This is a genomic window from Cohnella sp. (assembly GCF_041641335.1).
GTDB lineage: Bacteria > Bacillota > Bacilli > Paenibacillales > Paenibacillaceae > Cohnella.
Genome location: NZ_JBEPYQ010000023.1, coordinates 45,013 through 67,687, shown reverse-complemented (window position 1 = coordinate 67,687; position 22,675 = coordinate 45,013). Strand labels below are relative to the sequence as shown.

The 22,675-nt window shown below is 55.2% G+C and carries 23 protein-coding genes; 10 read left to right on the top strand and 13 right to left on the bottom strand.

All coding sequences use genetic code 11. The annotated features are described in order from the left end of the window. Positions 1-120 precede the first annotated feature (120 nt). From ACESLM_RS09955 to ACESLM_RS09935, 5 genes are read left to right on the top strand one after another with little or no spacing between them, the layout of a single operon-like run. Positions 121-1,206 carry an XdhC family protein gene (locus ACESLM_RS09955; RefSeq protein WP_372631415.1) on the top strand — a complete coding sequence of 362 codons (1,086 nt, stop codon included), beginning with the start codon at positions 121-123 and terminating at the stop codon, positions 1,204-1,206. Continuing rightward, positions 1,127-1,750: an NTP transferase domain-containing protein gene (locus ACESLM_RS09950; protein WP_372631414.1), complete on the top strand. Its 624-nt coding sequence runs from the start codon at positions 1,127-1,129 to the stop codon at positions 1,748-1,750. Before ACESLM_RS09955 ends, ACESLM_RS09950 begins: the two co-directional genes overlap by 80 nt. A gap of 7 nt (positions 1,751-1,757) precedes the next feature. Then, complete coding sequence (locus ACESLM_RS09945) at positions 1,758-2,669, top strand: YIEGIA domain-containing protein (protein ID WP_372631413.1); 912 nt, start codon at positions 1,758-1,760, stop codon at positions 2,667-2,669. Continuing rightward, on the top strand, positions 2,666-2,857 hold the full coding sequence (locus ACESLM_RS09940) for a capping complex subunit for YIEGIA (RefSeq protein WP_372631412.1): 192 nt from the start codon (positions 2,666-2,668) through the stop codon (positions 2,855-2,857). Before ACESLM_RS09945 ends, ACESLM_RS09940 begins: the two co-directional genes overlap by 4 nt. A gap of 48 nt (positions 2,858-2,905) precedes the next feature. Further along, on the top strand, positions 2,906-3,619 hold the full coding sequence (locus ACESLM_RS09935; RefSeq protein ID WP_372631411.1) for a DUF421 domain-containing protein: 714 nt from the start codon (positions 2,906-2,908) through the stop codon (positions 3,617-3,619). A gap of 48 nt (positions 3,620-3,667) precedes the next feature. Here the strand turns inward: ACESLM_RS09935 and ACESLM_RS09930 are convergent, their stop codons facing one another. From ACESLM_RS09930 to ACESLM_RS09905, 6 genes are all read right to left on the bottom strand, one after another. Beyond that, complete coding sequence (locus tag ACESLM_RS09930; RefSeq protein ID WP_372631410.1) at positions 3,668-4,975, bottom strand: 6-phospho-beta-glucosidase; 1,308 nt, start codon at positions 4,973-4,975, stop codon at positions 3,668-3,670. Positions 4,976-5,496: 521 nt separating this feature from the next. After that, a complete protein-coding gene (locus tag ACESLM_RS09925; protein ID WP_372631409.1) occupies positions 5,497-6,471 on the bottom strand; it encodes an N-acetylglucosamine kinase in 975 nt (324 codons plus the stop codon). A gap of 254 nt (positions 6,472-6,725) precedes the next feature. Then, positions 6,726-8,387: an extracellular solute-binding protein gene (locus tag ACESLM_RS09920; protein WP_372631426.1), complete on the bottom strand. Its 1,662-nt coding sequence runs from the start codon at positions 8,385-8,387 to the stop codon at positions 6,726-6,728. Positions 8,388-8,445: 58 nt separating this feature from the next. Further along, on the bottom strand, positions 8,446-9,345 hold the full coding sequence (locus ACESLM_RS09915) for a carbohydrate ABC transporter permease (protein ID WP_372631408.1): 900 nt from the start codon (positions 9,343-9,345) through the stop codon (positions 8,446-8,448). Positions 9,346-9,378: 33 nt separating this feature from the next. Next, entirely contained in the window at positions 9,379-10,347 is a 969-nt protein-coding gene (locus ACESLM_RS09910; protein WP_372631407.1) for an ABC transporter permease, read from the bottom strand. Positions 10,348-10,698: 351 nt separating this feature from the next. Further along, the gene (locus tag ACESLM_RS09905; protein ID WP_372631406.1) at positions 10,699-11,703 is read right to left on the bottom strand and encodes a LacI family DNA-binding transcriptional regulator; all 1,005 of its coding nucleotides are present in this window, start codon (positions 11,701-11,703) and stop codon (positions 10,699-10,701) included. Positions 11,704-11,899: 196 nt separating this feature from the next. Here ACESLM_RS09905 and ACESLM_RS09900 point away from each other — a divergent pair, with 196 nt between their 5' ends. The 3 genes from ACESLM_RS09900 (at position 11,900) to ACESLM_RS09890 (ending at position 14,703) form a co-directional block, all read left to right on the top strand. Then, positions 11,900-12,664, top strand: a complete 765-nt coding sequence (locus ACESLM_RS09900) for a DeoR/GlpR family DNA-binding transcription regulator (RefSeq protein ID WP_372631405.1) — start codon at positions 11,900-11,902, stop codon at positions 12,662-12,664. A 132-nt stretch (positions 12,665-12,796) separates the two neighbouring features. Continuing rightward, complete coding sequence (locus ACESLM_RS09895; protein ID WP_372631404.1) at positions 12,797-13,600, top strand: HAD-IIA family hydrolase; 804 nt, start codon at positions 12,797-12,799, stop codon at positions 13,598-13,600. 2 nt (positions 13,601-13,602) lie between these two features. After that, a complete protein-coding gene (locus ACESLM_RS09890) occupies positions 13,603-14,703 on the top strand; it encodes a sn-glycerol-1-phosphate dehydrogenase (RefSeq protein ID WP_372631403.1) in 1,101 nt (366 codons plus the stop codon). Positions 14,704-14,766: 63 nt separating this feature from the next. On the opposite strand, the gene htpX is transcribed toward ACESLM_RS09890, so the two are convergent. From htpX to ACESLM_RS09865, 5 genes are all read right to left on the bottom strand, one after another. Continuing rightward, complete coding sequence (htpX, locus tag ACESLM_RS09885) at positions 14,767-15,666, bottom strand: protease HtpX (protein WP_094046300.1); 900 nt, start codon at positions 15,664-15,666, stop codon at positions 14,767-14,769. Between the two features lie 93 nt (positions 15,667-15,759). Next, positions 15,760-16,356, bottom strand: a complete 597-nt coding sequence (locus ACESLM_RS09880; RefSeq protein WP_372631402.1) for a Uma2 family endonuclease — start codon at positions 16,354-16,356, stop codon at positions 15,760-15,762. 58 nt (positions 16,357-16,414) lie between these two features. Then, on the bottom strand, positions 16,415-17,017 hold the full coding sequence (locus ACESLM_RS09875) for a Uma2 family endonuclease (RefSeq protein ID WP_372631401.1): 603 nt from the start codon (positions 17,015-17,017) through the stop codon (positions 16,415-16,417). Positions 17,018-17,142: 125 nt separating this feature from the next. Further along, complete coding sequence (locus ACESLM_RS09870; protein WP_372631400.1) at positions 17,143-17,649, bottom strand: hypothetical protein; 507 nt, start codon at positions 17,647-17,649, stop codon at positions 17,143-17,145. A 99-nt stretch (positions 17,650-17,748) separates the two neighbouring features. Beyond that, entirely contained in the window at positions 17,749-18,387 is a 639-nt protein-coding gene (locus ACESLM_RS09865) for a TVP38/TMEM64 family protein (RefSeq protein ID WP_372631399.1), read from the bottom strand. Between the two features lie 228 nt (positions 18,388-18,615). On the opposite strand from ACESLM_RS09865, the gene ACESLM_RS09860 reads away from it, so the two are divergent. Beyond that, positions 18,616-19,407 carry an FkbM family methyltransferase gene (locus ACESLM_RS09860; RefSeq protein WP_372631398.1) on the top strand — a complete coding sequence of 264 codons (792 nt, stop codon included), beginning with the start codon at positions 18,616-18,618 and terminating at the stop codon, positions 19,405-19,407. 161 nt (positions 19,408-19,568) lie between these two features. Here the strand turns inward: ACESLM_RS09860 and ACESLM_RS09855 are convergent, their stop codons facing one another. After that, positions 19,569-19,931 carry a winged helix-turn-helix transcriptional regulator gene (locus ACESLM_RS09855; protein WP_372631397.1) on the bottom strand — a complete coding sequence of 121 codons (363 nt, stop codon included), beginning with the start codon at positions 19,929-19,931 and terminating at the stop codon, positions 19,569-19,571. 191 nt (positions 19,932-20,122) lie between these two features. On the opposite strand from ACESLM_RS09855, the gene ACESLM_RS09850 reads away from it, so the two are divergent. Further along, complete coding sequence (locus ACESLM_RS09850; RefSeq protein WP_372631396.1) at positions 20,123-20,509, top strand: DoxX family protein; 387 nt, start codon at positions 20,123-20,125, stop codon at positions 20,507-20,509. Between the two features lie 67 nt (positions 20,510-20,576). Here ACESLM_RS09850 and ACESLM_RS09845 read toward each other — a convergent pair whose 3' ends face one another. Then, entirely contained in the window at positions 20,577-22,439 is a 1,863-nt protein-coding gene (locus ACESLM_RS09845; protein WP_372631395.1) for an LTA synthase family protein, read from the bottom strand. Positions 22,440-22,675 lie beyond the last annotated feature (236 nt).

Sequence of the window (22,675 nt, the reverse complement as noted above, 5' to 3'; positions counted from 1 at the left end):
ACATGCTACACGGATAGTGTACCCCGCTCTGCCCCGACTTACTCCGAGGCTGCGCCGGATTATTCGAACATTTTTTGGGACATATTGTACAAGAATGTGAACAAGCGAGGTGTGGCGCAGATGGGCGATTGGGTCGACATCTTGGATGCGCTGTCCCATACTGGCCGGAAGCTGCTGGCGACCATCGTTCGGGTCGACGGATCGGCTTACCGGAAAGAAGGGGCGATGATGCTGCTGACGGAGAACCGCAAGCGATACGGAATCTTAAGCGGAGGATGCCTGGAGGACGATCTGGCGGAACGGGCTCCGGGCGTATGGGATGAAGGCGTCTCGCAGACCGTCGCCTACGATCTCCGTTCGGAGGACGATTTGTCGTGGGGGCAAGGAATCGGCTGCAACGGCTCCGTACATGTCCTTATGGAGCCGTTAAACGGCAAGATGACCGCCCATCTTCGTCGTCTGAAACGAGAGCTGGAAGAAGGTACGGACGTGCTTCATGTCAAAAGGCTGTCCGAGCAAGGAGGCGTCGCCGACTACTTGTTTTTGGCCGGGGACAAGCGCTGGTTCGGCAGCTGGAGGGGACCGGTTCCGAAGAACCCGGTACAGCTATTGGCTTCCAACCGGAAGGCCGTATGGATAGGAGCTCCCGGGGAAAACCTGTTCGTCCAGCGCTTCGAGCCCCAGCCGCGTCTCCTTGTTTTCGGCGCGGGACCGGACGCCAAGCCGCTTGTCCGCATTGCCGCCGGAGCCGGCTTCCGCGTCGCCGTAAGCGACTGGCGTCCGGCGCTGTGCAGCCGCGACCATTTTCCCGAGGCGGACGAACTGATCGTCGACTCTCCGGATCGGGTCGCGGCGGCCTACCGATTCTCGGAGCGGGACTCGGTCATCTCCATGACGCATCATTTTCAGAAGGATCGGCAAATCTTCGAGGCTTTGCGTTCCAAGCCGCTCCGGTATTTCGGAATATTGGGCTCGAAGGATCGCGCCCGCCGTCTGGCCGGAGACCCGATTCCGAACGGCCTTCATTGTCCCGCAGGCCTGCCGATCGGAGCGGAAGGGCCGGAGGAGATCGCGATAAGCCTGGTGGCGGATCTAATTAAAGCCGCGCGGCTAAGGAGAGTCGAGGATGATCTGGGGGATCTACTTGGCGGCCGGGCAGAGCCGCAGAATGGGACAGCCAAAGCTGTGCCTGCCGGTAGAGGGTAATCCTCTGGGCAGCATGGCGCTAGATGCGGCGGTCGCCTCCTCGTTGGACGGCATCGCCGTCGTCACGCGCGCGGACGACCCGATGGATTGGATCCCTTCGCGGATGACCGCCGATCCCTATCGCCGCAGATGGATTCAGGTTCCGTGCGAGTCCTCCCCTCTCGGGATGGCCGAATCGTTAAAGTGCGGTTTGCGAGCCGCCCATTGCCGAAACGCGACAGCCGTTCTCGTGCTTCTGGCGGATCAGCCGTTCGTCTCTTCGGACATGATCGATGCCCTGATCGCGCAGTACCGCGACGGAGTCCAGGCGAACAAAGCCTATATCGCGGCGGAATACGAAGGGATCGTTCGGCCTCCGGTCTTGTTCGGTTCCGGTATGTTCGCGAAGCTGCTACGGCTGGAAGGCGATGCGGGCGCGCGGAACCTTATCCAAGGCGAAGGCCGGGAAAGAGGCTTGGCGATCGGCTGGCATGACGCGGCTTGTTTTCTGGATATCGACACCCGGGACGATTATGACGCATTGCTTGGCGGGAAGGGAAGGTGACGGACAGATGAAGATGGATGAGATCATTCCTATGCCATATCTCGTGATGATCGTTACGGCGACGATAGTAGGAACGCTGGCAAGAGCCTTGACGATCAAACAGGACTACAGACAATACCCAAGCCATCCGAACGGATATTTGATTCATTTTGTAACGGGGGCTCTTGCCGCCGCTCTGGGCGCCTTTATCGTTCCGACGCTGATCAGCAAAAACTTCGTGGCCGTGACGTTCCTGTCGTTGGCCATCCAACAGTTCCGGGAAGTGCGGAAGACGGAACGGGAAAGCCTCCGGGATCTCGAAGGAACCGAGTACACGATCCGCGGCGACTCTTATATCGACGGAATTGCCAAAACGTTCGAAGCCCGCAATTATTTCGCGTTGCTCGTCTCCTTGGCGACAAGCGTGACGATGCACCTGATCCATCAGCCGTATTGGGTTGAGGTTGCCTTCGGAGCGCTGGCGGGCATGGCCCTGTTCCTGTTCCTGAAGCGGTCCACGAAAGGCAAGCATGTGAAGCACATCGCAACCGTTACGCAAGGAACTCTTGAAATCAAAGGGTCCGAGCTTTACGTGGACGGACTTCTCGTTACCAATGCGGCAGGAGAAGAGGAAGCCCGGCGGTTCTTCTCCGAGGAAGGACTTGCAGCCGTCGTTCACCCCAACGAGCCGCATGACCGAATCGTGCTGGAACACTTCGGCCAGCGCCAGGCGATGCTGTTCGAAGCGACAAGGGCATTAGGGAAAAAACGCTACTGCTATCAGAATTTGATGGATGGCCGCGTTATTATCGCACTGGTCCCCATTGTACATAACTTCGAGCTGTTAAAAGAGACCTTGCTGAACACGCCTTTGCTCGAAACCGTGAAAAAGCCGCACCGCCTGATGAAAGCGAACCTGTTGGGGGGAGGAGGAAAATGAACAAGACGCTTCAGGGCATACTGGCTTTCGTCACGACGGATGCGAAGCGCTATTTGGGAGGTCAGCCGCTCTCCTTGCTGGCTCAAGACGAGGCGGAGCTGCTGGAGCTCGCCACCGCGGTAGCCAAGGCGTTCTCCGCCGACATCGTTCGGTTTCCGACAGGCGACTGCATGATCATCAAGAAGTAGCGTATGACCACGAATTATCGAAACAGAAGGCGGGGAGCGCGGATGTGGATGGAATTCTTGAAAGACGCCATGCTGGTAACCGGGAGAATCGTTACGATTTTCCCCCTTATGCTGATCTTAGGATTGTTCATGGGCAAGCGATCCATCGGAGAATTGCCCGTATTCGATTTTCTGGTCATTATCGCTTTGGGCGCCGTCGTAGGCGCCGATATTGCCGATCCGAAGATCGAGCATGTCCATACGGCCGTGTCGATCGTGCTCATCGGTCTCTTGCAGCGAGTAGTCTCCGCATTAACGCTCAAATCCAGGAAATTCGGCAAACTCATCACGTTCGAACCGACCGTCGTCGTGCACCAAGGCAACTTCATCGTCAACAATCTCAAGAAGATGCGTTTTTCGATCGACAACATCCTTCAAATGCTTCGCGAAAAAGATATCTTCCATCTCGGCGACGTCGAGTTGGCCGTACTGGAGGCCAACGGCAAACTGACCGTCTATAAAACGGATCTGAAGTCCGTGCCCACCTTCGAGGATTTGGGACTCGTCAAGCAGCGGAGCGGTCTCTCCTATCCTTTGATCATCGAAGGGAACGTGAACGAAAAAACGCTGTCCTACCTCAAAAAGGATCTATTATGGCTGGAGTCGCAGCTGAAGATGAAAGGACGCCGTCTCAACGAGATCTTCTACGCCTCCGTGGATGAACTCGGCGACCTTCATATTTCCGGTCAGGCTGCCGGAAGCCCTCCTCCGATACGGCATTAGTGGGCTTCATTAACTATACGCATCCTATAGGACAGCCCCTTTGTCATTTTACCGGAAAAACCGCGGCAAATACGGTTTGTTCTTCTCCAGCATTTCGTCCAGCAGCGCTTTGGCGACTTTGACGGACGGAACGAGAGGGTGAGCAGCCATCGCTTGAAGCGCGATTTCGCGGTCGCCGGCGATGGCCGCCTGAATCGTCAATCTCTCGTACGATTTGACCGCGTGGATCAGTCCTTTGGCCTGCTCCGGCACCTTCGTGACGGGAAGCGGGATCGGACCTTTGCCGGTCACGACGCAGTTGACCTCGATGGAGGCGTCCTCCGGCAGGAAGTCGAGCGTCTTGCCGTTCGTCACGTTCAACGTCTGAATGTCCCGTCTGTCGTTGTACAGGGAGACCATCAGGTTAACCGCCGCTTCCGAATAGTACGCTCCGCCGCGCTGCTCGAGCTGCTTCGGCTTCTCTTGCAGGTTCGGGTCCTTGTACAGCTCGAACAGCTCGTCTTCGACCCGCTTCACGACCTCCGCGCGCGTTCCTTTCGCCTTCAGCGATTCGAGCTGCTCCTCCAGCATGACGTCGGTTAGGTAAAAGTATTTCAAATAGTACGAAGGGAAACCGCCCAGGCCCCTCAGGAAGTCGAGATCCCATTCCGTCGCGGGCACGTTCTTGCCGGAGTATTCCTCGCGCTTGTCGAGCAGCTCCGCCAGCTTGTCTTCGCCGTTCACTTCGATGCGCGTCACCCAGTGAAGATGGTTGAGGCCCACGAACTCGGTGTACAGATGCTCCGGCGTCGTGTCGTATTTCTTGCTCAGCCACTTGTGCAGACCGATCGGCGCGTTGCAGAGCCCGATGCTCTTCACCTTGGAGTGGCGGGAGATCGCCTCGGTGACCATGCCGGCCGGATTCGTGAAGTTGAGCAGCCAGGCGTCAGGGGCCAGCTCCTCGATGTCCTTGCAAATCTCGAGCAGCACCGGAATCGTGCGGAGCGCCTTCATCATGCCTCCGGGGCCGGTCGTCTCCTGTCCGATGACGCCGTACTTGTTCGGGATATGCTCGTCCCACTTCCGCGCTTCGAGCAAGCCTACTCGCATCTGCGTCGAGACGAAATCCGCCCCCTCGATCGCTTGCCGGCGGTCGAGCGTCAGATGAACTTCCATCGGCAGACCGGATTTGACCACCATCCTCTTCGCTAGCTCACCGACGATCTCAAGCTTGTGCCGGCCCTCCTCGATATCGACCAGCCACAGCTCCCGGATAGGCAGCTGCGCGTAATGGTTGATGAAGCCTTCCACAATCTCCGGCGTATACGAGGAGCCCCCGCCGATAACCGCGATCTTTAACCCTTGTTTGTTCGCCATGTCGTTCCCTCTCCTTGTTTGGATAGTCGCGATGCTATTTCGCCATTCCTCTGGCCCGGGGCGATTCGCCTGCCTTAACGGTCTGGCAGAACGTTATTCCCTTGGCCCGGGGCGATTCGCCTGCCTTAACGGTCTATCAGACCGTTATTCCCTTGGCCCGGGGCGATTCGCCTGCCTTAACGGTCTATCGGACCGTTATTCCCTTGGCCCGGGGCGATTTCACCTGCCTTAACGGTCTGGCAGAACGTTATTCCCTTGGCCCGGGGCGATTTCACCTGCCTTAACGGTCTGGCAGAACGTTATTCCCTTGACCCGGGGCGATTCGCCTGCCTTAACGGTCTATCAGACCGTTATTCCCTTGGCCCGGGGCGATTTCGCCTGCCTTAACGGTCTATCAGACCGTTATTCCCTTGACCCGGGGCGATTCGCCTGCCTTAACGGTCTATCAGACCGTTATTCCCTTGGCCCGGGGCGTTCCGCCTGCCTTAACGGTCTGGCAGAACGTTATTTTCGCAGTCTTCCTATACGAGACTGAATTCCGCCACCCCGCGCAAGCTTTCGTATATGGCCGAAGGCAGCTCGACGCCAGTCGCCTCTACGGCCAGCCAGACCGCGCCGACGACCGGCTCGACTTGAAGCGTCACGACGCGCGCTCCTTGGGCAACCTCTTGAACGGCTTCGCGGACATACTTAAGAACGAAATCACCTTCGCCGCGAGTCACGATACTGCCCGCAAGAACGACGTCGAACGTCAAACTCTCCATCACCAGCCGCCGAATCACTGCTTTGGCCGATTTGCCCAGCTCGATCCCTTGCCTGCGCAAAATGTCCATAGCTGCCTCGTCCCCTTCCTTCGCCGCCGTAAACAGCAGCTTGGCGAGGCGAAGCGGGGGCACCTTGTTGTGGTCCAAATAATCGTCGAACATCTGCTGAACGCTGTCGTACCCGAGTTCGTCGAGCACCAGACCGGTCAGCAGCGTCTGACGCTCCCGGCCGTCCCAGGCGCGGATGACCGAACGGAACGCTTCAACGCACAGCGAACCTCCTCCTCCGAAGTCGCCGAACAGATACGTAAAACCTCCGCATTGGAAAAATTGTCCCTCCGGACTAACCCCCGCGCTGTTGGAGCCCGTGCCGCAGATCAGCACGACGCCGTACGGCCGGTCCGTTCCCGCGCGGAGGGCGATCATCGTATCGCAATTGATCTCGTGCCGCGGAAACCCCAGCTCGGCGATCATCGGCCGCAATATCCGGTAATCGATCTCCCTGTCCGCGCCGGCCAGGCCGAAGTAAGCGAACTCGATCTGCTCCCGGGTCAGCCCCGCCTGAGCCAGCGCCGTCTCGACCGATTCGCGAATGTTGGCCTTCGCCGCCTCGTAATCGATCTGATGATTGCCGTTGCCGCTGCTTCCTTTTCCTACGATATTGCCCTGTTCATCGACGATCAGCGTATAGGTCTTGCTGCCGCCGGCATCGACGCCCAAATAGTATTTCAACGGATTCACTCCCATGATCGCAAGGTTGTCGCACAAAGAACGGAGGGAGCAGCACCGCAGCTCCCTCTCAAAATATTTTAAACCGCTTATACTCTATATTCGGAATTCATAGAACTATTGCAACAAACGATAATTTAATTATCTTTAAGTTTAAGCGATTTAACTTTAAAGAAATTATAAACTATAATCCCGCGGCGCACAAGCCTGCGTTCCCGCCTTCGTTCCCGGTTTCGCCTCCTAACCGCGATTACGATCTATTTGCCCGCTATCACGGCGAGATTTTCCTGCCATTTTTCCGTTTTGTAGTCCAACAGCTTCGCATATCCAGCTTTTTGCGCGTCGGCCTCTGCCTTATCCAGAACGGAGAGCACTTCCGCATCACTTTTCGCGAATAGAACTTTGGCCATGGTTTCTTTATAAATTTCGTCAACCTTTGTCTTGATAATGCCCAGGTCGGAATCCGACGCGGGATCAAGATTGATAAAAGGAGTGCTGTTGAACTGCGTCTTCCAGGTAATTTCCGACTGCCATCGCGTCTCCCAGTTGCGCTTCTCCTCGGGCAACTTCATTTCGATCGCGGCTTTGCGCGTATCGATAAAGACTGTATTTCCGTTCCATTGGAAGTTGTTTGTCGTATTCATCAATTCGGACACTTTATCGGGCTCGGCGAAATATTTGTCGTTGAAGTTCGGCCCCCCTTCTTCATTCGTTCCTTCCCAATACAGCCCTTCCGGTCCCCAGAAAATCGTACGCTGGCCCTCTTCGCCCGTGAACCAATCCAGGAACGCGAAGACCGCCTCCGGATTTTTATGGTTTTTGGTAATGACGCTGACGTTCCAGCCCAGTTGCGCCCAATCGCCCGGCCACACTTTGTTTTTGTCTACGTTCTCCTTATGCAGCGGCCAGATCATGATGAATCCGGGATGGGTCGGATCCTTCTCCTTGACCATGCTGTGCGCGCGCGCCGCGATTTCCGTCGGACTGGAAGCGGCGAACACGGCGACCCTGTCGGAGTACATTTTTTCTTTGACGTGATCCTCCGTTTGCGTTAACGCATCTTGCGTAATCAATCTCTCCCGGAACAGCTTGTTCGCAAACTGCAGCGTTTCCCGGTACACCGGATCGGCGAACAGAGAGTTCAACTTATCGCCTTCGGGAACTGCTCTCATACTGATATACGTTTTCGGAAAATCATTGGCGAAGCCGGAAACCATCAGTTCGATGCCCTGTCCCTCAATGCCTGGATCGTACGGAATGACGCCCGCGCCGTATTTGTCCTTCACCATCCGGAGATACGCGTATAAGTCGTCGAACGTCTCCAGCTTGGGAGCGCCCAATTCGTCGTAGATTCTCTTATTGACAACGTAACCCGAGTTTCCGTTCGGTTGCGTCGTATACCAGTTCGGAAACTGATAGATTTTGCCGTCGGGGGAGCGAAGCAAGTTAATCGTCGATTCTCCTACCCATTTTTTCATATTCGGATATTTGTCCAACCAGTCGTCGAACGGAACGAGCACGCCGGCCTGGCGCAGCTTTTCCACGTCTCCGCCGCGGTCCATCCAGATCACGTCGGGAAGCGAAGCAGAAGCGATCATCGTGCTTAATTTCTGTTGGGCGTTGCCCCCGGACTGAATCGGCGTCACGTTCACTTTCTTGTGCTCTTTAATCCATGCGGTAGCCGCGTCATCGCCCCAAGGGTTCATGGTGTACCAGTCGTAATGTCCGTAGAAACTGAACTCAAGCGTCTCTTCCCCCAATGCGAAGCCTTGGTCCGCTTCCGACGCGTTCTCCTCCTTGCCTTGGCCCGGATTGTCCGCGCTCTGCTTGCCGACGGACGACTCCTTGCTGCACCCGGCCAGCGCCATGAACGCGGACATCGTCAACGCAAGCAACAACAATGACACCTTCTTGAACATCCTCAATTGCACAAACCCCTTTCGTATTTTGTTTATGTTCAAAGCGCAAGGCTTCAAACTACTCTTTAAGGGACCCAATCAGGACGCCCTTCACGAAATACTTCTGTACGAACGGATACACCGTCACGATCGGTATCGTCGCCACCATCATCGTCGCCATGGACAACGATTTCGTCGTAATGTTGCTTTTCATGCGAGATATGGCCGCGGCGGCGCCGGAGTTCGCTTGCGACATCTGCTCGCTCATGATGTTGGAGTTCAGAATCTGCTGCAGCTTGGTCTGAATCGGCAGCAAATCCTGATTGTTGATGAAAATGCTCGGAGCGAACCAATCGTTCCAGTGGTAAACGGCCGTAAACAGGGACAGCGTGGCAATAACCGGACCGGAGAGCGGCAGCGCGATGCGGAAAAGAACGCCCCAATTGTTGCAGCCGTCTATTTTGGCCGATTCCTCCAGCCCGTCGGGGAGCCCCATGAAGAAAGTGCGGAAAATGATCATGTTCCACACGCTGATCATTCCCGGGACGATCATCACCCAGAATGTGTCCATCATGCCGAGCTCGCGAATCAACAGGAAATACGGAATGAGTCCTCCGCTGAAATACATCGTGATAATGCACACAATCATGTAAAACTTCTTGTTCATCAATTCCTTCTTGGACATTCCGTAGGCGAAAATAGCCGTGCTCGTAATGGAAAGGAACGTCCCTGCGACCGTCCGCAGAACCGAGATGACGAAGCCGTCGACGATCCGCGCATCCTTAAAGACGATGCGGTAATTGTCCAGCGTGAATTCCCGCGGCCAGAAGGCGACTCCTCCTAACGCGGTATCCATTCCGTTGTTGAACGAGATGACGGCCGAGTTCCAGAAAGGGTAGAAGGTCGCAAACCCGAGCACGCACAAGGAAGCATAGATCACGACGTACATCAGCCTGTCGCCGGCGGTCAATTTATTCATTGTTTCCCGTCCCCTTCTCTCTTTGTCCTTGGTTTACCACAAGCTGTTGCCGCTTTTCCTTGCCGCGAGGTTAGCTACAGTCAGCAAGGCGACGCTGATAATCGCTTTGAACAGGCCTATTGCCGTCGCATACGAAAACCTCTGATTCTGAATGCCGATGCGGTATACGTACACGTCGATAACGTCGGAAACTTCGCGAATTCCGTCATTGGCGAGCAGCAGAATGTCTTCGAACCCGGCGCTCAACAAATTTCCGATGGCCAGAATCATGAAGATAATGATGACGGGCATGATCGTCGGAATCGTGATCAAGTACATCTGCTTGAACTTGCTGGCGCCGTCGATGGCCGCAGCCTCATACATTTGCGGGTTCACGCCCGCCATGGCGGCAAGATAGATGATCGAACCGAAGCCGATGCTCTTCCACACGTCCGTGACGACCAAGATGCTCCAGAAATACTCCGGAAGGGAAAGGAAACTGATCGGTTCATCGATCAGTTTCAACTTCTGCAGGAGCATATTGACGCTTCCGTTATCCGTCGATAGCATCGACGAAACCATGCCCGCGACGATGACCCAAGACATAAAGTGGGGCAAGTAGCTGACCGTCTGGACCACTCGCTTAAACGCGGCCTTCCGAACTTCATTCAGCATGAGCGCCAGAAGAATCGGAGCCGGAAAGCCGATAAAAAACTTCAAGAAGCTGATGACGATCGTGTTTCTGATGACCCGGTTAAAATCCGTATCGTTAAAAAACGCCTCGAAATGCTTAAGACCTACCCAAGGACTGCTCCAGAACCCCTTGAACAAGTTATAGTCCTGGAATCCCAACAGCACGCCGTACATCGGAATATATTGAAAAACAAAAATAAGGATTAAAGCGGGCACGACCATAAGTTGAATGTCCCACTGTGCAAATAGCCGCCTGAAGTAACTTTTCCTCAAGCCGGCGTTTTTCGACTTCCCTTCCGGCGCAATAGGAATATTGCGAATCATTGCCATTCACCCTCCGTCTAAGGCGCTTTATCGAAATACACCTTTTGTCGTCCGCTTATCCGCGAACCCTTTCTCTCCAAATAGTTTAAACGCTTTAACTTTAGATCTGAGTTTACTCCGGGTTGAAAGCCCTGTCAATTGCATTTTTTAGCTCGGATATAATATCTTATCGTTATTATCTATAATCCCGTATGAATACTTCGATTCTCCTCCTCCGTTCATAAACCTTATAATATTTAAGCGTTTTTATTTTATGTCCATAAAAAACGAGGGTTTTCCCCTCGCGAATATCGGTCATTTCTACAAAAAAGGCACTTATTCCGGCATAACAGCCCGAATAAGCGCCCGACTTGACTATTATGTCCGGGTAGAACGGGGGACGGCTGTCGATTCCCGCACAACGAGTTCCGGGTCGAACTCGATCGACACATTCCTCCGGCTCGGGTCCTTGATCAGTTTCAACAGAATGTCCACTCCCTGTTTGCCAATCTTCTCGAACGGTTGCCGAACGGTCGTTAGCTTGGGATGGAATTCGGACGCATAGATTTGATCGTCGAATCCGATGACCGAAACGTCGCGCGGAATGTGGATGCCCTCGTTCTTGAACGCGTCCATCACGCCCAAAGCGATAAAATCGTCGGCAGCGAATACCGCCGTAGGAAGTCGTCCGGATTCGATCCATCGGCTGGCGATCCGGTATCCGGAAGGAATGTCGAACTCACCATTCTCGATGCCGAACGGCTTGATTCCCGCTTCCTCGTGGGCGAACAAGAAGCCCTTCTCCCGCTCCCGACTGCTGAGGAACGATTCGGGACCGTTAATATAAGCGATCTCGGTATGTCCCAGATCGATCAGATGCTTCGTCGCATCGTATCCGCCCTTGAAATTGTTGACCGTAACCATGGAGACGGCAATATTGCGCTGCTGGCTGTCGAGAATGACGAAGGGAATTTTACGTTTCTTGAGTTCCATCACGTAAATATCCGAGTTGGCCGGGGAAACCAAAATAACTCCGTCCACCCGGTCTTCCTGGAACATAGAGCGGCGAAACGACTCCTCGTCCCCCTGCGATATCGAAAGCGCCAGGAAATAGCCATGCTCGGCCAATCGGTCGTTAATCTCCTGTACCACGGCATCGAGAACGGAGTCGTGCAAGGTGGCCAACGTCAGACCGATGATGCCGGTTTTCCCGCTTGCAAGGCTGCGAGCCGAAGCATTCGGATGGTAGTCAAGCTCCTTCATCGCCTGCAATACTTTCTCCCTGTTCTTCTGACGGACGGAAGTGGAGTGATTGAGCACCCTGGAAACCGTGACGACCGACAGGCCCGCTTTCTTGGCAACATCGAAAATACTGACCTTCATGTAACGGACCGTCTCCTGTTTCAATTTATTTTCACTACCGTATCATATTTCAGGTTAAAATTCACCATTGGCTATTTCTCGCGGATTTCATGCCATATCCATTCACGTTGCCTCGAATGAATGAGCATCACAATCGTTCATTGTCGTTTGCATTCGTTTCTTCTACAATGAAAACAAACGCATGGGAGGGAAAGCGATGTTCGCTTCGCATAGAAGGGATAAAATTTTGGATCTGCTGCAGAGGGACAAGCAGGTGCTCGTCAAAGATCTGGCGCGCATGTTCAACGTCTCGGAGGGGACGCTGCGGATCGATCTCCGCATCCTGGAGGACGAAGGACTGCTGGAGCGAACTCACGGAGGAGCGATTCCATTGAAGCTGCAGGCTTTCGCGAGGGATTCGCGGGACCCTTCCCGCAGCCAGCTCAATTTCGAGGAGAAGCAGGCGATTGGCAGCAAAGCGGCCGAGCTCGTGAGCGACGGCCAGTGCATCATTCTGGACGCCAGCACGACCGTGCTGGAGCTGGCCAAGAGCCTGACCGGCCATAATTATTTGACGGTTGTGACGAACGGTCTGGAGACGGCGATGACGCTGAACCAGAACCCGCGCAACAACGTCATTCTCGTCGGGGGCGTGCTGCGCGTCGGCTCCAAGACGGTCGAGGGCGTGCTGGGGAAAGAGATCCTGAGCGGCATTCACGCCGACCTGTTCTTCACTTCTGCTGAGGGCTTCAGCATCCAGGAGGGCATGACGGACTTCAGCCTGTACGAAGCCGAGCTTAAGAAGCTGATGGCCGGCAACGCCCGACAGACGATCGCGCTGGTCGATCACACTAAGCTCGGGAGAAGGTCGATTGCCTCTTCGGTTGCTTTCGGAGAAATCCATGCGCTCATTACGGACAAGAAAGCTGACCCCGCCTTCCTGAAGCAGTGCCAACGCAAGGAAGTGCTCATAGCCGATTGAAATCGCCATCAAACGAACGTTCATATACAAGCGAATGCGAACGTCGATAAACGCACTCAATCGTTGACATTCGCAAGCAAACGACAGGACAATAAGAAGGAGAGAATTCGCGATTTAGGGGGACACCGCAGCATGACGTTGGACGCAATCGACGGATTGATTATCGACCTGGACGGCACCATCTACCTCGGCTCGCAAGCGATTGAAGGCGCCAAGGAAACAATGGCCCGCATCCGCGAAGCCGGCAAAAAAGTCGTATTCCTGAGCAACCGCGGCAACTATTCCCGGAGAATGTGCCAGGAGAAGCTGGAAGCGATGGGCATTCCGGCAGCGGCGGAGGAGATTATTCTGACCTCCACCGTCACCGCCTCTTATTTGCTCGAGAACGAGCCGGACAGCCAAGCGTGGCTGTTCGGGGACGAAGGACTTCACGAAGAACTGAAGAGTCACGGAGTCAAGCTTGCCTCCAGGCCCGAAGAGGCCGACTGGCTCGTCATTACGCTGCACGAGTCGCTGACCTATGCAGAGTTGAACTCCGCTTTCCGGGCGGCTCGCAACGGCGCCAAGCTGATCGTCACCAACGAAGACAAGACGTTCCCGGGAGACGGCGGAGAGTGCATCGATGTGGGCGCTACGATCGCCGCGATCGTCCATACGACGGGGGCGGAGGTGTCCGTCGTCGTCGGCAAGCCTTCGGCTTATATGGCCAATGCGGCCCTTCGCTCATTGGGACTGCCGCCGGAACGCTGTCTCGTTATCGGGGACAGCCTTCATTCCGACGTCGCGCTGGGCAAGCAAGCCGGCATTCGCACGGCTCTCGTGCTTAGCGGCTCGACGACGCGCGAACGCGCGGAAACCGCCGAGGAACGACCGGATTACATCTGGGAATCGATCTCGGACATTCGGCCGATGCTGGAATCGGAAGAGGAGGCTTAGCTATGTCATTTAACGGACCGATAAGGATCGAGGCAGGCGCTATCGGAGAAGTTGCCCCCTATCTGAAGGAGCAAGGTTATCGGCAAGTGTCCATCGCGGCCGACGAGGTGACGTACAAGGTGGCGGGAGAGCAGCTGGAGCAGGAGATCGGACATGCGGGTATCCGGGTTCGGACGACGCGGATCGAGCCCGATCGCCAAGGAGACGTGATCGCGGATGAGGCCTCCCTCGTCCAGCTCATTCTGGCTCTGCGCCAGGACGCCTCGGAAGCCGTCGTTGCCGTCGGCTCGGGAACGCTGCACGATATCTCGCGCTTCGCGGCTTACGCCGTCGGCATCCCTTTTGTATCGGTGCCGACCGCTCCTTCCGTCGACGGCTTCAATTCCGTCGGAGCGCCGCTTATTCTGCGCGGTGAGAAGAAGACGATCGGCGCGATCGGCCCTTCCGCCCTATTCGCCGATCTGGACATTCTGACGCAAGCCCCCGACGCGATGATCGCCGCGGGCTTCGGCGACATGCTGGGCAAATACACGTCCTTGTTCGATTGGACGTTCGGCAGCCTGACGGGCGGGGAGCCTTTCTCGCGCGAGGTGTACGAACGGACGGAACGCGCTCTTCTGTCGTGCGTCGCGCATAGCGAAGAGATCGGACGACGCACGCCGCAAGGCGTCGAGACGCTGATGCGGGCGCTCGTCGAGTCCGGCTTCGCCATGCTGCAATTCGGCCAGTCCCACCCGGCTTCCGGAGCAGAGCATCACATTTCCCACTACTGGGAGATGGAGCTGCTCCGGCTTGGCCGCAAGCAGGTGCTGCACGGCGCGAAGGTCGGCATCGCTTGCGCGATCGTCTCGGACCTGTACCATAAGCTTGGGGTGGAACAGCCCGCTTTGTTCCCGGAGGAGCATCGGGCGGCGCTGACGGAAGCGATCTCCCGCATCCCTAGCGGCGAGGAGATCCGCAGATGGCTTAAGCTGGCCGGCGGGCCGACCGCTCCGGAGGAGCTCGGCATCAGCCAGGAGCTGCTGGAGCGCAGCCTGCGCGAGGCCCACCATATTCGCCCCAATCGCCGCACCCTGCTGAAAACGTACAACGAATCGCATTAGACGAGGAAGGCCGCTCCGCATGCCATGATGGCTGCGGAACGGCCTTTATTTTTCTCACGGATATCAGCCCGCTTGCAGACGACGGATTCTCTCCTCGAGGTCCGGATGCGTCGAGAACAATGCGCTTCTCTTCTTGCCGCTGATCTGAAGGGTGGAGAACGCGTTTTGCTCGCTGCCCCGCATGCGGTCCTGGTAGGTTTTCAGCCCGCGCAGCGCGTGGATCATCTTGTCGCGGCCCGCCAGATGGGCGCCGCCCGCATCCGCATGGAACTCGCGGTATCTGGAGTACGCCAGCACGACAAGGCTGCCGAGAATGGAGAAGGCGATCTGGAATACGATAACGGCGATAAAATGAACGATTCCGGCCAGCTCTTCCTTCACGAGACGGGATACCGCCCAAGCGGCTATGCGCGACAGGAAGACGACGAACGTGTTGACGACCCCTTGGAGCAGCGTCATCGTCACCATGTCTCCGTTGGCGACGTGCGCGACTTCGTGAGCGATGATCGCTTCCACCGCGTCCTCGTCCAGCTCGTTCAGCAGTCCGGTCGATACGGCGACGAGCGAACGTTTCTTGGACGGGCCGGTCGCGAACGCGTTCACTTCCTGGGACTCGTAGATGCCTACTTCCGGCATATGCGTCAAGCCCGCGGCGCGGGACAAGCGGTGAACCGTGTCGACGATTTGGCGCTCCGCGTAGCTCAGATTGGCCTCCGGCTTGAGCACCTGGACTTTCATCATCATCTTGGCCATCCAGCGGGACATCGCAAGCGAGATGAACGCTCCGGTGAAGCCGACGATGGCGCTGAACACAAGCAGCGCGCTGAAGTCGATGCCACCCGACTCGTTCAAATACGAGCCGACTCCGAAGACGGACAGGATGATGCCGATCGTCACCATCACGAGCAAGTTGGTTAGAATAAACAGCAGAATGCGTTTCATGAGTTCCTCCTTGATCTCCATTCAACACATATGGAATGAGATTTTATTAATCTTTATGTACGAATGAACCTCTTATTACGTTTCACCTTTGTCCCCGCAAACTCCTGCCAGCCCTCAATCAAGCAAATCCGGATGAATAGGCAGGCTTCGCACAATTTCATTCATGCTGAACGCGGCGCAGGTGACTATCTCAGAACGGACTATCTCATCTTCAGCGTATACCTCGGCCAATTCATACCGCTCTCCATCCAGCACATATTGCTCCAATGTAAAGTTAGAAAGATCGATGATCCAATATTCCGGCACGCCGTATTTGGCATACGCGATTCGCTTCTGTACCTTGTCCCGTCTGCGCGAATGCTCGGAGGTAATCTCGACGGCCAGGTCCGGGGCGCCGTTGATGCCTCTTTTTTGAACAATACCCATTCTGCTGCGATGTATCATGATGAGGTCCGGCTGCCGGACTTCCGTAGCGGACAAAATGACGTCGATTGGCGAGGAGTAGATGATATATTCGTTGCGGCAGCTGGCGTTGAGCTTGTACTGCAGCTCGTAAACAAACGACTGGTGCGTCGTCGTCGGAGCCGGGATCATCAACTCCAGCACCCCGTCGGAAATCTCGTATCGGTTGCCGTCGTCGACCATCTCCGCGTACATCTCATAAGTAACGGGCGATTCCTTGATTAATTCCTCGTACGTTCTCTTTTTCATTCCCATGCTGCCACCTTCCTCGTCAAAATGAAATCTCCGCGACTCAGGAAGTCAGAATTTAGTCTGTCTTGTCCGAACGCGCGGGCACGGGCAGACCCTGTACAAGCTCATTCATGCTGAACGAGGCGCAGGTGACTATCTCGGAACGGATTATCTCATCTTCCGCATATACTTCGGCCAACTCATATCGCTCTCCATCCAGCACATATTGCTCCAAGGTAAAACTAGCAAGGTCGATGATCCAATATTCCGGCACGCCGTATTTGGCATATGCGATTCGTTTCTGCACCTTGTCCCGTCTGCGCGAATGCTTGGAGGTAATCTCCACGACCAAGTCGGGAGCGCCATTGATCCCTCTTTCCTCAATAATATCCATTCTGCTGCGGTGAATGAGGACGAGATCCGGCTGCCGGACTTCCGTAGCGGACAAAATGACGTCCACCGGCGAGGAATAGATGATGAATTCATTGCGGCAACTGACATTAAATTTATACTGCAGCTCATTGACAAACGACTGATGCGTCGTTGTCGGAGCCGGGCTCATCAGCTCCAGCACGCCGTCGGAAATCTCGTAACGGTTGCCGTCGTCGACCATCTCGGCGTACATCTCGTAAGTAACGGGCGATTCCTTGATTAATTCCTCGTACGTTTTCTTTTTCATGCTCGTCCCAGCTCCCTTCGCCTCAACAGAAATAGCACCTCAGCAAAGAAACACGTCTGTGTTTATCTTTGTGAGGTGCTTCCTCGACATTATGTCTTTTATTATGCCCATGTTGGGGCAAGCTGTCAATTTCCTGCCATAACGAAACCCTCGGCCGCCAAGTACTCTTCGGCTTCTTCGCGCGTCTCGAAAGCCATCTCCAGGTTCAAGCCGGCGAACAGGTACCACGTGTCGTCCTCGAACTGCAGCGACAATTCGTTGCCGTCCGGATCCCGCCACTTCTCTTCATTCGTCCCGGCGCCTCCGTCCTGCACCGTTCTCGCAGCGTCCGTAGCCGACCTGCCGCCCGCAGAAGCTCCGCCAAGCGAACGGATGGCCTGCTCGACGAGCTGCCGAAGCTGCTCGGCTCCGTAGTCGCGAACGTTCACGAAGCCCTTCCCGTCCGTCTCCGCTCCGCCCACTCCGGCTGCGTAGACGTATCCGTTGCCGTTCGGATGGAAGTGGTAGCCGACGTTTTTCTTGTCGCTCAAGCTGCCGTCATAGTGAAAGTTTACTCTCCCCAGGGAGACGTCTCTGCGTTCCAGTTCGGGGAACGACTGCATAATCGCGAGCTTTTCTTCGAAACTCAGCATCCTTTAACTCCCTTTCTCATTCGCGCTCATAGTCCTATCTATCTTCGGCGCACCTCAGCAAAATTAGCCTTGTCAGCGTCGCGCCGCCGTATTCTCCAACTACGCCCCGGCGCGATCGCGGGAAAGCGTCGGCTTTTCCGCGTCGTCCCGCGTGAACCGCCGTTCGATCTTCTTGCTGATCCAGAGGGATAGCCCCAAGAACAATACGACATAGATCAGCTCGATCGGACGTTCGACGAACCGCATGAAGTCGTGGCCGATGATCGACACCGACATGACCATGATCGCCTTGCCGAACAGAATGGCGATGAAGAACGAGCGAAGCCTCATCTGCGCGATCGCGGCGGCAATGTTGATAACGACGAACGGCCCGACCGGAAAAATGCTGAGCAGAAACACGTAGCTGAACGCATTGCGGCGAATCCAGACGAGACTCTTCTCCACCTTCGGCTTGCGCGCGAAGCGCACGAAGTAAGGATGCCCCGCCGCCTTGCGAACGACGAGGAACGTGAAGATACAACCGCCGACGATCCCGATCCAGGAATACAGAAAGCCGAGCCACAAGCCGTAGACGGCCGCGTTCACTCCGACGATCAGCAGCGTCGGCAGGGGCGGAACGAAAGACTTCATGAACGTAAGCGCGATGCCCGGCAATGGACCGAACTCGCGATACTGTTCCAATACGCGGGTCAAATTCTCCTCGGTAAGGTTGGAGAGAATATCCGACACGAGACTCATCCGGAGCCAACACCTTTTCCCCATGGCAGTTAATGTGCCTATTATACCACTTGTACGCTCCCGATACTTCCCGATCCTTCCCGGCAAATCCGACAATCCGCGCAACATCGCGATTCCCTCTCTCAGCTCCGCCCAGCCGTCCCCGGATCTTACCGAGTCATTACCCGGCTTCGCCAAGTCATTCGAGCCGAACCCTCTTCATAGGCTAATGGGAAAGGAGCGATGCGAATGGGCTTGAACGCCATCTCGATCGGTCAGAACCGGGTTCTCTGCCTGACCGGCCACGGAAGCAGGTTGCTGCTTCCTGCGAACGATCTCAGCCTGACGCCAGAGATCGTATTCTCCGGGGGAATGGAATTTCCGCTCACGCACTACTTCCTTAATCACGTCCGTCCCGGCCATCGGGTGATCGATATCGGGGCCAACATCGGCTACTACTCGGTACTGCTCGGCAGGCTGATCGGCCCGGAAGGCAAGCTGTGGGCTTACGAGCCGTATCCGGAGCTGCGCGGATTCCTGTTCGATAACCTGTCGATCAACTACGTTCACGACCGGACCGTCGTGCTGGCCAAAGCCGCCTATTCCTCCGAAGCCCGGCTGACGCTGAACGCCCCGCTGCGCTATATGGGCAACTGCTCGATTCGCCAGCCGACCGAGGAATACCGCCGCCACTATGCGGACGAATTCAAGGAGATCGTCGTTGACGCGGAAGCGCTGGACAGCAGGGCCGACGAATTCGGGACGATCGACTTCGCCAAGATGGATATCGAAGGCGGCGAATACCATGCGCTTAGAGGCATGGAGCGCCTCCTCCCCGACAAGGTCCGCCGCCTCGTCTTCGAGTTGAACCGCTCCATGCTCGCCGACGATTGGGAACCGTTCTGCGATCTGCTGCGACGATACAGCCGCGACTACGGCAAGCGCTTCTCCTTGCTGTCGTCCGAAGGCCTTCCCGTGCCCGTCGATCTCGAAGATCTGCTCGCCATGACCGGCTATCCGTACGTATTAATGCACGATTAACAACACTGCCCGATCGTTCGCGCGTCTTAAGCGCGAATGGATCGGGCAGTTGCTCACCCTTTGATCGTTCCGAGAAAATCCAGCCGCTTATCGTCCGATCCTCAATTATGGTCAAGTACATCGCCGCAAGGCTCCGATACAACAATCCGCAAGCCTTGTTTTTATATACGCTCGTCGAATTCCGATTCACCCGACGAATAAGGTCCGTGTAAGCGATTTAGATGTTCGATATGCGTGACACCCCAATCATTTAACGCCTGCATAATGCCGGATAAGCCTTTTCCATATTCCGTAATGGAATACTCTACTTTTGGCGGAATCTGGTGATAAATCTCGCGATGGACGATATTATGGTACTCCAGTTCACGTAATTGTTGCGTGAGCATTTTTTTGGTGATATCGGGAATGGCCCGCTGCAGTTCGCTGAATCTCATCGCTCCATTTGAGAATAAACGAAGTAAAATGACTGGCTTCCATTTCCCTACGAAGATTTCTAACGCGGATTCAAATTTGCAATAGGTCATGTTAGTCTTCCCCTTTACTAACATAGGGTATCTTTTTAGTGACTAGGTTTATTTAAAGTACCTACTTCCTACATAAAGCCCTTCATATTATTATGCTTCTAGGGATTTGGCAGCGCAAGAGAAAACACCATCCTGATCGGCAGGACACCGATTGTGCTTGCGCTAACACACGAGAGGGAGTGACGCTGCACATGAATATTGTGCTATGGATTGTTCAAATTGGATTAGGTGTTGGATTCATGTATTCAGGCTGGTTGAAAGTATTTCAATATGAATCCGCTCTATCGACCTGGACTTGGGTGAATGATATACCGCAAGGGCTGGTTATGTTGGTCGGCATCGCCGAGCTGTTAGGTGTCCTGGGGCTGATTTTACCGATGGCTTTAAAAATAAAACCGTTGTTGACCCCGATTGCTGCCGTTGGTCTGGCTGCTATCGCGTGTTCTGGGATGATATTCCATTTGTTGCGCGGCGAATACGATATCTGGATCAACATCGTCTTTACACTGTCAGCGTTACTCATTGCCGCCGGACGTTTCCGCCTCATGCGAAGGCAAAAAAGCGGCAAAGCGGTTTAAAAATCCCTCTGATTGAAAAGAGCCGCTCCCTCCCGCCTCGAGTCGCGGTCAGGAACGGCCTTTGCCTTTATTGCGGGATTCGATCCGGAAGCTGCTTCACGTAGCTGTCGGACAAGTTAAGCAGTTCGAGCGCTCGCTCGTATTCGTCGCGCGAAGCGCCGTATCCTTCGGGAAGCTCGGCGCCGTCGAACGGATAGTTCGTTCCGTCCTCGTAATCGTTGCCCGGAATGAACACTCCGGTATCCATCACAATCGAGCCGGTCGGCAGGAAGTGTCTCATCGGCAGCACGTTGGAGTCCGAATTCAGCAGGTCCTGCCCGAAGTGAAGCTGGTTGTCGAGAGACGCTCCGATCAGATTGGCTACGGTCGGCAGAATATCGACCTGGCCGCCGGTTTGTTCGATCACGGAAGGATAGGTCACGCCTGGAACGTGCATAATGAACGGGATGTTGAACATATCGGCATAACCGTACTCGTGGCCGACCATCTCGCGCATCAACTCGCGCTCGTCGTTACTCATCGAATATACCGGCAAGCCTTGATGGTCGCCGTACAGAATGACGATGCTGTCGTCCCACAGCCCGCTGCTCTTCAGATCGTCGATGAAGACGCCCAGCGCGTAATCGGCGTAATTTTGCGCCGCGATGTACCTTCCGATCATCGATCCTTGCATCTCTTCGGGAATGCTCATCCGCTGCTTGCCTTCAGGAAGATTGTAAGGATGATGAGCGCTCATGCTCAACACGTGCGCGTAGAAGGGCTTGCCGCTCTCATCCATCCTCTTCAGTTCTTCGATCGTCTTCGCGTACAGCACCTCGTCGGACGAACCGAACGCGATATGGTCCGTGTCCCCGAAGAAGCTCTTGTCGTAGTACCGGTCAAAGCCGAGAGCCGGATACAGCTCGGTCCGGTTCCAGAACTGGACGTCGTTCGTATGGAACGTAGCCGTATCGTAGCCTTGGGCCTTCAGCAGCTTCGGCAGGCTCGGAAGATCCTTCTTCACGTTGTTCTTCGTGGCCGGCTCGTGCTTAGGCACATACAGAGAGGTGTTCACCACGTATTCCGCGTCAGACGTCGTCCCTTGTCCAGCCATCGCATAGAAGTTGTCGTAGCGGAAATCTTCCCGAGCCAGCCTGGTCAGATTCGGCATGACCTCCTGGCCGTCGACCTGAAGGCCGATCAGGAAGTTCTGCAGCGATTCCATCTGAATGATGATCAGATTCTTGCCTTTGGCCGCGCCGTAATGCTGCGGTTCCCCGGAAAGGGCGTTGCCCTTCAGCCAATCGATTCTGTCCTGGGTGATTTCGTTCATGTCCACCATTGCCGCATCGACTTTGTCGTCCGCGAAAATCGTGTAAAACTCGTAATTCAGAATGCCCATTTCCTCTGCCTGCTTATTCTCGTTCATGCTGGCGCGGTTAGGCCAGATGCTGAGATAGCAGAGAACGACGGACACGACAAACAGCACGGAAATCGCTTTGCGGCTGATCGGTCTCAAATTCAGCTGAACGCCCTTGGCTCGGCTTCTCATCCACAACGGAATGGATACCAGAACGATAATATCGACGAAAACAAGCAAGTAATACGGGTCCATCAGCGAATAGGTGCTGTCTCCGACCTGCGTGACCTTATCGGCCTGGTTAAGCGCGTGATAGGTTACGATAACGCCATAATATTTGTAGTACATCAGCACCGTAAAATAAAGCAGCGTAAACAGCAGGTTGGCGATCGTGTAGTAGAGCAGCTTGCGCTTGGTCGCGAACCATTCGATCAGACAGAAGACGACCCAGAAGAACGGAATTTCCGTCAGCATCGTCGCGACCGAAGGGCCGTCCTCGAAGACGACGAACCAGGCCAGACAGCATTTCAGCAGCAAAATCAACGTAAAGAGAATAAACCTTCTGTTACCCATCTTAATTAACAGATTCATGTCCGGTTCATCCCCCTTACCGAATTGCGGAGAACCTTTTTCTATTATTCTATCGTATTCCTCTGCCAACGGTTTCTTAAAGTTTCCTAAGATTTATACCCGCTGCCGCGCAAAATGAAAAACCCGCCTATTAGCATGCAGGTTCGTCCTGGAGTCGTGTCGGCAGGCAACGTATCTGTTCATTATAAGTCACCCCCGGCCTCCTGTTAAGTTTGGCCTCGCCAGCTATAGGGCCG